This is a genomic window from Streptomyces sp. BR123, assembly GCF_013401435.1.
Classification (GTDB): domain Bacteria; phylum Actinomycetota; class Actinomycetes; order Streptomycetales; family Streptomycetaceae; genus Streptomyces.
Window position 1 is genome coordinate 1 of record NZ_JACBGN010000294.1, and the last position, 8836, is coordinate 8836.

General features: G+C 74.6%; 6 protein-coding genes. 3 read left to right on the forward strand and 3 right to left on the reverse strand.

Features of this window, described 5'->3' with window-relative positions:
* Positions 1 to 1009 precede the first annotated feature (1009 nt).
* Positions 1010 to 2263 (forward strand): MFS transporter, encoded by a 1254-nt coding sequence (locus HYE82_RS30215; RefSeq protein ID WP_309144497.1) that lies wholly within the window; start codon positions 1010 to 1012, stop codon positions 2261 to 2263.
* A 699-nt stretch (positions 2264 to 2962) separates the two neighbouring features.
* The gene (locus HYE82_RS30220; RefSeq protein WP_179177377.1) at positions 2963 to 3529 is read left to right on the forward strand and encodes a dihydrofolate reductase family protein; all 567 of its coding nucleotides are present in this window, start codon (positions 2963 to 2965) and stop codon (positions 3527 to 3529) included.
* A 264-nt stretch (positions 3530 to 3793) separates the two neighbouring features.
* Here HYE82_RS30220 and HYE82_RS30225 read toward each other — a convergent pair whose 3' ends face one another.
* Both HYE82_RS30225 and fmt read right to left on the reverse strand, forming a co-directional pair.
* On the reverse strand, positions 3794 to 5254 hold the full coding sequence (locus tag HYE82_RS30225; RefSeq protein ID WP_179177378.1) for a transcription antitermination factor NusB: 1461 nt from the start codon (positions 5252 to 5254) through the stop codon (positions 3794 to 3796).
* Positions 5255 to 5308: 54 nt separating this feature from the next.
* Positions 5309 to 6244, reverse strand: coding sequence for a methionyl-tRNA formyltransferase (gene fmt, locus HYE82_RS30230; protein WP_179177379.1), 936 nt, complete (start codon positions 6242 to 6244; stop codon positions 5309 to 5311).
* A 397-nt stretch (positions 6245 to 6641) separates the two neighbouring features.
* Here fmt and HYE82_RS30235 point away from each other — a divergent pair, with 397 nt between their 5' ends.
* A complete protein-coding gene (locus HYE82_RS30235) occupies positions 6642 to 7163 on the forward strand; it encodes a hypothetical protein (protein ID WP_179177380.1) in 522 nt (173 codons plus the stop codon).
* 103 nt (positions 7164 to 7266) lie between these two features.
* Here the strand turns inward: HYE82_RS30235 and HYE82_RS30240 are convergent.
* Positions 7267 to 8836 (reverse strand): primosome assembly protein PriA (locus HYE82_RS30240; protein WP_179177381.1); only part of this gene is annotated, 1570 nt, incomplete at its 5' end.

The following is an 8836-nucleotide window of genomic DNA, read 5'->3' on the forward strand; positions in this document are numbered from 1 at the left end:
GAGCGTCGTCGGCAGCGTCAGTGTGTATAAGAGACAGACGTCCGCCTGCTCGCGCAGCGTACGGACGGCGGCCGCCGGGTCGACCGCCCCGTAGACCGCGCTGCCCGCCACGAACACGTCGGCGCCCGCCTCCGCGCACCGCTCGATCGTCGTGGCCGAGACCCCGCCGTCGACCTGCAGCCACATGTCCAGGCCGTGCTTCGCGATCAGCTCCCGGGTCCGGCGGATCTTGGGGAGCATGATGTCCAGGAACGCCTGGCCGCCGAAGCCCGGCTCGACCGTCATGATCAGCACCATGTCGAGCTCCGGGAGGATGTCCTCGTACTGCTCGATCGGCGTGGCCGGCTTGAGCGCCATGGCCGCCCTGGCGCCCTGGGCCCGGATCTCGCGCGCGAGGCGTACGGGCGCGGCGGCCGCCTCGGCGTGGAAGGTGACGGAGCGGGCGCCGGCCTCGACGTACTGCGGGGCCCAGCGGTCCGGGTTCTCGATCATCAGGTGCAGATCGAGTGGCGTGTCGGTGGCCCGGCTCACGGACTCCACGACGGGCAGACCGAGGGTGAGGTTCGGGACGAAATGGTTGTCCATGACGTCGACGTGCAGCCAGTCGGCCCCCTCGACGGCCTTCACCTCGTCGGCGAGGCGGGCGAAGTCGGCGGACAGGATGCTGGGAGAAATCTGAGCGGCCATGCCCCAAGCCTGCCATGCCTCCGCGCGGTTCTGGCCACGACCCCGCATCTCGGCTTCGCCGTAGTAACACTTAACGATATTTGGAGATCAATTAACTTGTCCTTCGGGATGGCCGTCCACCAGGGTTCAGTACATGACATCCCCACCCCCCGGACACGGACGCACACCGCCGCCGACGGCGTCGACTGACACACCTCCCCCTCCCCGACGGCCGGAGGCGAAGCGTTTAAGCCCCACGACCCCGCCGGGCGCCGCACCGACTGCCACGACGCCGCACAGCCCGACTGCCCCGCCAGAGCCCCCGACTGCCGCGAAGTCGTGCGTGGGCCCGGGCTCGCGGGCGGACTCACCGCCGGACCCGGGGACCGACCCGGGCTCGCCGTGGGCGAACCGGAGCTTCCGCCGCCTCTTCGGCTCCGCCGCCCTCGGGCAGTTCGCCGCCAACACCCACCACGTCGCCCTCCCCCTCCTCGCGCTCGCCGCGCTCGACGCCACCCCCGCCCAGGTCGGCATGCTCGCCGCGCTGTCCACGGCGGCCTTCCTCCTGATCGGCCTCCCCGCCGGCGCCTGGGTCGACCGGCTCCGTACCCGCCGCCTCCTCATCGCCGCGGACCTCACACGGGCCGGGCTCCTCGCCTCTCTCCCCGTCGCCTGGTGGCTCGGCGCCCTCACCCTCACCCACCTCTACGCCGTCAGCCTCGCCCACGGCTGCGCCACCGTCTTCGCCGACGTCGGCTCGCAGAGCCTGCTGCCCCGGCTCATCCGCCGCGACGGCCTGGTCCGGGCCAACGCCGCCCTGGTCACCCTCATGGCCGTCGCCAACATCGCCGGCCGCGGGGCGGGCGGCGTCCTCGTCGCCGCCCTCACCGCCCCCGTCGCCCTGGCCTGCTCCGCGGCCGCCTACCTGGCCTCGGTCTTCCGCCTGACCCGCCTGGGCGCGGTCCCGTCCCCCGCCCCGGCTCCCCGCACACCGCTCCCGGCGCAGATCCGCGAAGGGCTCGGCCACGTCCTGGGGCACCCGGAACTCCGTGCGCTCGTCCTGAGCGCCACCCTCTCCAACCTGGGTGGCGCCGCCATCAACACGATGCTGCCGGTGCTCTTCGTCCGTGAGCTCGGGCTCTCCCCCACCGCCCTGGGCCTGTTCTGGGCGACCGGCGGCATCGGGCTGCTGCTGGGAGCGCGCCTCGCGCGCCCTGTCGCCGCCCGCGTGGGCTACGGACGTGCTCTCCTCCTGAGCCTCACCCCGGCCGCCCTGCTGGTCCCCCTGGCCGATCGAGGCCCGTGGCTCGGCGTGGCGGGCGCCGGGTGGCTGTTGGTCATGATGACGATCGGCTCGAACAACGTACTCGCGGTCAGCCTGCGCCAGCAGCTGACCCCGGACGCCCTCCTGGGCCGCATGAACGCTACCTTCCGCTTCATGCTGACGGGCGCCCTGGCGCTGGGTTCCGCCGCCTCGGGACTCCTCGCCGAGTTCACCACCCTCCACACCACCCTCTGGACCGGCGCCGCTCTGCTGGCCCTGGCATGGCTGCCCCTGCTGCTGTCACCGGTGCGGAGGCGGAAGGAGGGGACCTGAGGAAGACGGAAGCGACGGCGCCGACCGGAAGCCGAGGGGCGGGGTCGAGGGGCTGTTCGGGAGCCACTCGACCCCGCCCGCGCGCATCCCGCTCACAGCAGCCACCGCCACGCCCCACGGCCCGCCCAAGCGCGCATGCTTCCCCCTCGCCGCGATCCCGTCCCGCCACTCGCCCTGCGTGGGTGGGCACCGCGCTCCGCGACCACCGCCCGACTTCCCGGCCCGGGGTGCGTGGCAGACCGCTCGGCCCGCGCCGCCGCCCCCGTAGGCCCCAGGCCGAAGCCGGATGAGGCCCGGGGGGTACGGAGAACGGAGACGAGACGGATGTGCGTTCAGAGGGTCGTCCTCAGCGGTGAGGCGGTGTCAAGGCCCTGGTCACGGTTCGTCAGCCGGGGCAGGTCGTCTGGGGGTTGGAGGGCCTGCGCCCGCCTTGTGGGGTCTCGCCGCTCGCGACATGTCGATCTTGCGTGACCTGGGTGTTCTCGGCTGTCTCACGGCCTCGCCACCCATGACCAGTCTCAGATCCGTGGTATCTCCTCGCGAGGGCGAGGTCGAGATCAGGCGGCTTGCCCGTATCGGCCGCGTACACCACGCTGAGCCCCGAGCACGAGGACTCCCGGCGAGCCCGGATCGTGCAGCGGTGGTTTCCCGCGCCGCGCTGGTCCATACGCCGGACACCCACGGACGGAAGGCTGGGCCATGCGGAAACTGATCTACGGCATGAACCTGACCCTGGACGGCTACATCGCCGCGGCCGGCGACGACATCGGCTGGAGCGGACCGCCGAGCCCCGAGCTGTTCCAGTGGTGGCTCGACCACGAGCAGGCGAGTGGCCTGTCGCTGTACGGGCGCAAGCTATGGCAGACGATGAGCTCCTACTGGCCGACCGGCGACCAGCAGCCGGGCGCCACCCCGGCGGAGATCGAGTTCGCGCGGAACTGGCGGGACACGCCGAAGGTGGTGTTCTCCTCGACGATCGACAAGGTCGACTGGAACACCCGCCTGGTCACGGGCGACGCGATCGCCGAGATCACCCGGCTCAAGGCCGAGGACGGCGGCCCGATGAACATCGGCGGCGCAACGCTTGCCGGGGCGGCCATGCGCGCCGGGCTGATCGACGAGTACGTCATCGCCGCCCACCCGGTCCTGGTGGGCGGCGGCACGCCGTTCTTCGCCGCGCTGGACAGCTGGGTGAACCTGAACCTGGTGGAGACGCGGACGTTTCCCGGCGGCGTGGTCCTGACCAGGTACGAGACGAGGCGCTGAGCAGCTTCCCGCTGTTTCACGGCTTGGACGGTGTTCCCTCTCACCGTCGCGGCGCTCTCCCCCACCGGCACCGCCGAACCCACGAGCGATGCCCTGAGAGGCCACGGTGCAGCGGGCTTCTACCAGGGCACCAGCATCAGACCCCCATCACCCCCAGGAGTGGGCGGCTTGACCTGCCGGTCTCAGATTCGTGGCAGATGTGCCATCGCTCGGCCATCGTTCGTGAGATTCGGCCACGAAATCTGAGACCCACGCCCGGCCTCGCTACGCCGTGCGCCGCAGCAGTGCCAGGTACATCGCGTCCGTGCCGTGGAGGTGCGGCCACAGCTGGACGTCCGGGCCGTCGCCGAGGCCGGGGACGCCCGGGAGGTACGGGCGGGCGTCGATCAGTTCGGCCGAGACGGGGTGGGCGGACGCGCCGCGGCCCTTCAGGACGTCGTCCACGACCACCCGCGTCTCCGCCAGATGCGGCGAGCACGTCGCGTATCCGACGATGCCGCCCACCCGCACCGCCGCCAGCGCCTCCCGCAGGAGCGCCCGCTGGAGCGGGGCGAAGCCCTCGATGTCCTGCGGCCGGCGGCGCCAGCGCGCCTCCGGGCGGCGGCGCAGGGCGCCGAGGCCGGAGCAGGGGACGTCCATGAGGACGCGGTCGAACGAGCCGGGCAGCCAGGCCGGGCGGGTGCCGTCGGCGGCGATGACCTGGTACGGCCCGGGGTTGCCGGCCAGTGCCCGCTCGACCAGCCCCGCGCGGTGCGGCTGCTTCTCGGAGGCGAGCAGGAAGGCCCCGCGCTGCGCGGCGAGCGCGCCGAGCAGGGCGGCCTTGCCGCCCGGGCCTGCGCAGCCGTCGAGCCAGCGCTCGTCGCGGCCCTCGACGGGGGCGGCCGCCAGGGCCATCGCGACCAGCTGGCTGCCTTCGTCCTGGACACCGGCGCGCCCCTCGCGGACCGCCTCCAGGGCGCCGGGCTCGCCGCCCTCGGCCATCCGGACGGCGTACGGCGACCAGCGGCCGGGGAGGGCCGCGCCCTCCCCGACGGCGGCGGTGAGTTCCTCGGGGGTGGAGCGGCCGGGCCGGGCCACGAGGGTGACCTCGGGGCGCTCGTTGTCGGCCTCCAGCAGGTCCTCGATGCCGGCGCGGCCGCCGCCGAGGGCGTCCCACAGGGCGCTGACCACCCACCGGGGGTGGGAGTGGTACACGGCGAGGTGTTCCTCGGCGTCGTCCTCGTACGGCGGAGCCACCCGCTCCAGCCAGGCGTCCAGATCATGCGCGGCGATCTTGCGCAGGACGGCGTTCACGAACTTGGCGCGCCCGTCGCCCAGCACCACGCGCGCCAGTTCGACGCTCGCCGAGACCGCCGCGTGGGACGGGATGCGGGTGCCGAGGAGCTGGTGCGCGCCGAGCGAGAGGACGTCGAGCACCGGCGGGTCGACCTCGCGCAGCGGGCGGTCGATGCAGGCGCCGATGATCGCGTCGTACGTGCCCTGGCGGCGCAGCGTCCCGTACACGAGCTCGGTGGCCAGCGCGGCGTCCCGGGCGTCGAAGTTCTCGTTCTGGCGGGCCTTGCGCAGCAGGGGCGGCAGGACGAGGTTGGCGTACGCGTCGCGTTCGTCCACCGCCCGCAGCGCCTCGAAGGCCAGGATCCGGACCGGGTCCTTCTTGGGTCGGCGGTACGGCTTGGGCTGCTTGCCGCCGGGGGTGGCGGGACGACGGCGGGGCTGTTCGCTCACGTGAAAGGTGCTCCGGATATGGATATACGGGATGAAAGGGGCGTCCGGTTCAGGTTACGCCGTCGCGAGGTGCTCGCCCGGGGCAATCCGGACGCCGCGCGCCCAGTCGGCGCCCCGCATGGGCTTCTTGCCCTGGGGCTGCACCCAGAGCAGTTCCACGGCGTGCGAGCCGGTGCCGACGTAGACGTTGTTCTTGGCCGGGGCCAGCGCCCCGGGGGCCAGGTCCGTGCGGTCCGGCACCAGCCCAAGTGAAATGATCTTGAGTCGCTCGCCGCGGAACACCGTCCACGCCCCCGGCGCGGGGGTGCAGCCGCGGACCACGCGGTCGGCGCGCATCGCGGGGGCCGTCCAATCGACGTGGGCGTCCTCGACAGTGATCTTGGGCGCGACGGAGACGCCGTCGGCGGGCTGCTCCACGGCCCGCAGGGCGCCGTCCTCGATGCCGTCCATGGTGGCGGCGAGCAGGCCGGCGCCGGCGAAGGCGAGACGGGTCAGCAGGTCGCCACTGGTGTCGGTGGGCCGGATCTCCTCGGTCAGGATGCCGTAGACCGGCCCGGTGTCGAGGCCTTCCTCGATCCGGAACGTGGACGCACCGGTGACCTGGTCCCCCGCCATGATGGAGTGCTGGACGGGCGCGGCGCCGCGCCAGGCCGGGAGCAGCGAGAAGTGCAGGTTGACCCACCCGTGGCGGGGGATCTCAAGGGCGCTCTTGGGGATGATCGCGCCGTAGGCGACGACCGGGCAGCAGTCCGGGGCGATCTCGCGCAGCCGGGCCTGGAACTCGGGGTCGCGCGGCCGCTCCGGCTTGAGGACCTCGATCCCTGCCTCCATGGCGCGCTCGGCCACCGGGCTGGCGACGAGCCGGCGGCCGCGGCCGGCCGGGGCGTCGGGCCGGGTGACGACGGCCGCGACCTCATGGCGCCCGGAGGCGATCAGGGCGTCCAGGGCGGGCACGGCGACCTCGGGGGTGCCTGCGAAGACGAGCTTCACTGGGGGTCTACCTCGCTATTCTCGCTCGCGATCTCGGCTGTCAGCAGCACACCAGTCTATGGGGACGCCCCGAAGGGAAGCCGCGCGGGCCGCGATCGAGCCCGTCAAGTGCATCAGTCCGCTCAGGCATCACACCGCTCACACCGCTCAGGCGGCTCAGGCGGCCCAGGCGGCCCAGGCGGCGGCCGCCCGAGCCCCGGACCGTTCGGGCCGGACCACGCCGCTCAGGGGGCGTGCGTACACCCACGCGCGTCTCGCATATGCCGACACGCCCCCGAAGCGTGACTTCCTCCACGGGTGGCGCGTTGGTCAAGAGAGATTGACCGAAACCGGGCCGCGCAACATCGATGACTGCGGCCCCTGTCCGCTCTTTAGCACCGGTTCGAGAGGCTTCTTCATGGCCGACCACGCCACCCACGACGCCCAAGCGCGGGCCAGTCTTCACCTGTTGGTGCGGGACATCGAGCGGGTCCGGCGGCAGGTGGATGCGCTGCGCACGCTCACGGCTCAGCTGGGCAACGTCTACCGCCCCCGTCGCTCCGGTCCCTCCACGGGTTTCGTCGTCTACGGGCGCGCGCCCGCCCCCACCGTCCGGCTCGCGCAGGAGCTGCGGGACAGCGTCGAGACACTGGTCACCGCAGCGGTGGACTTCGACCGTTCCCTCGGCTTCTCGTGGGACGCGGTCGGCTCGGCGCTCGGCGTCACCAAGCAGGCCGTGCACCGGCGGTACGGGGCCCGGCGCGCGCAGGCCGCCGAGGCGGCGGCCGAGCCGCTGGCCGAGGGCGCCGCGCCCCGGACCCTCGGGCCGCTCCCCACGGTCCCGGCGGCCCGCTCGGTGCCGCCGCAGCCGATGCGCGAGGAGTCCCAGGCAGGGGCCGGATCCCGCTCGGCGGCCCTGCCCGGGCCCCGCAACGGCTGACCCTGCGCCCGCCGCCGGGACGCCGACCCCCGCCGGCCGGTGCCCTGACACCGTGACCGCAACGCCCCCGACGGCCCCCGGCCGCGCGGGGGCGTTCGGCCGTTCAGCCGATGTCCGGCGGGTCGATCCGGACCCGCACCGCCTCCGCCGCCGGCACCCCCCGTGCCATGCGGGCCGCCTGGGCCGCCTTGAGCGCGGCCGCCAGCGCCGCACCGCTGCCCGGCGGCACCCGGACCAGCGCCCGCACCCCCGGGGACGGCTCCCCGCGCCGCCCCGGCAGCGGTACCGGGCCCAGCACCTCTGCGTCCGGCGGCAGGGCGGCGCCCGCGAGGAAGGACTCCACGGCCTCGCCCCGCCCGACGACGGCGGCCATCCGGGACACCGGCGGGAAGCCGAGCTGGGCCCGCTCCGCGAGCTCCCGCACGGCATGGCCCACCGGGTCCCAGCGCACCAGGGCCTGGACCGGCCGCAGCGTCGGCTCGGCGACCACCACGACCTGCCCCTCGCCGCGCACCAGCGAGGCAGCTGCGATCCACCGCCGCAGGGCTTCCTCGCCGGCCCGCAGGTCGGGCCGGGTCAGCATCGCCCAGCCGTCGAGGAGCAGCGCGGCCGCGTACCCGGCGCCGGCCGCGACCGGTTCGGCGCCGGGGGTGGACACGATCAGCGCGGGCCGGTCGGGCACCTCGTCGAGGATGTGGTCGCGCCCGGAGGTCCGTACGGGTACGGCGGGGAAGGCCCGCCCCAGCTCCTCGGCGGTGCGCCGGGCGCCCACCACCCGGGCGCGCAGCCGGAACGAGCCGCATTCCTCGCAGTGCCAGGACGGTTCGGGCCGCCCGCACCAGCCGCAGGTGAGGTCCCGCGCGTCGGGGGCCTCCAGCGGGCCCGCGCACGCCCGGCAGCGGGCGGGGGTGCGGCAGCGCTCGCAGGCGAGCCGGGGCACGTAGCCGCGGCGCGGCACCTGGACGAGGACGGGGCCGGACTTCAGCCCGTCCCGTACGGTCTCCCAGGCCAGGGAGGGCAGGCGGGCGGCGCGGGCGGCCTCGTCCCGGGCGAGGAGTTCGTCACCGACGGTGCGGATGCGGGGGGCGCAGGCCCGGACCGTCTCGCGGTCGGCGGTCAGGGGCCGGGCCCAGCCCGATTCGACGAGCTGGGCGGCTTCGACGGTGCAGCTGGTGCTGCCGGCGAGGAACCCGCAGCCCTCGCTGACGGCGCGCAGCTCCAGCACCTCGCGGACGTGCGGGAAGGGGGCGCGGTCGTCGCTGTGGCTGGAGTCGCCGTCGTCCCAGACGGCGACGAGTCCGAGGTCCCGTACGGGGGCGAACATCGCTGCCCGCGTGCCGACGACTGCGCGTACGGAGCCGCGGTGGACGGCGAGCCACTCCCGGTAGCGCTTCTCGGGGCCGGACTCGGCGGTGAGCAGGGCGTGCCGTCCCTCGCCGAGCAGGGCGGTGAGCGCGGCGTCGACGCGGGCGGCGGTGCGGCCGTCGGGCAGCACGGCGAGCGCGCCGCGGCCGGACGCGAGGGTGGCCGCCATGGCCCGGGCCAGCTCGTCGGCCCAGCCGGGGCCGGGCAGGGCCGTCCAGACGGCGCGCGGGATGCCGCCGCCGGCGAGGGACCGCAGGAAGCCGGGGCCGGCGCCGTAGCGGGCCCAGCCGCCGGGGTCGGGGGCGGGG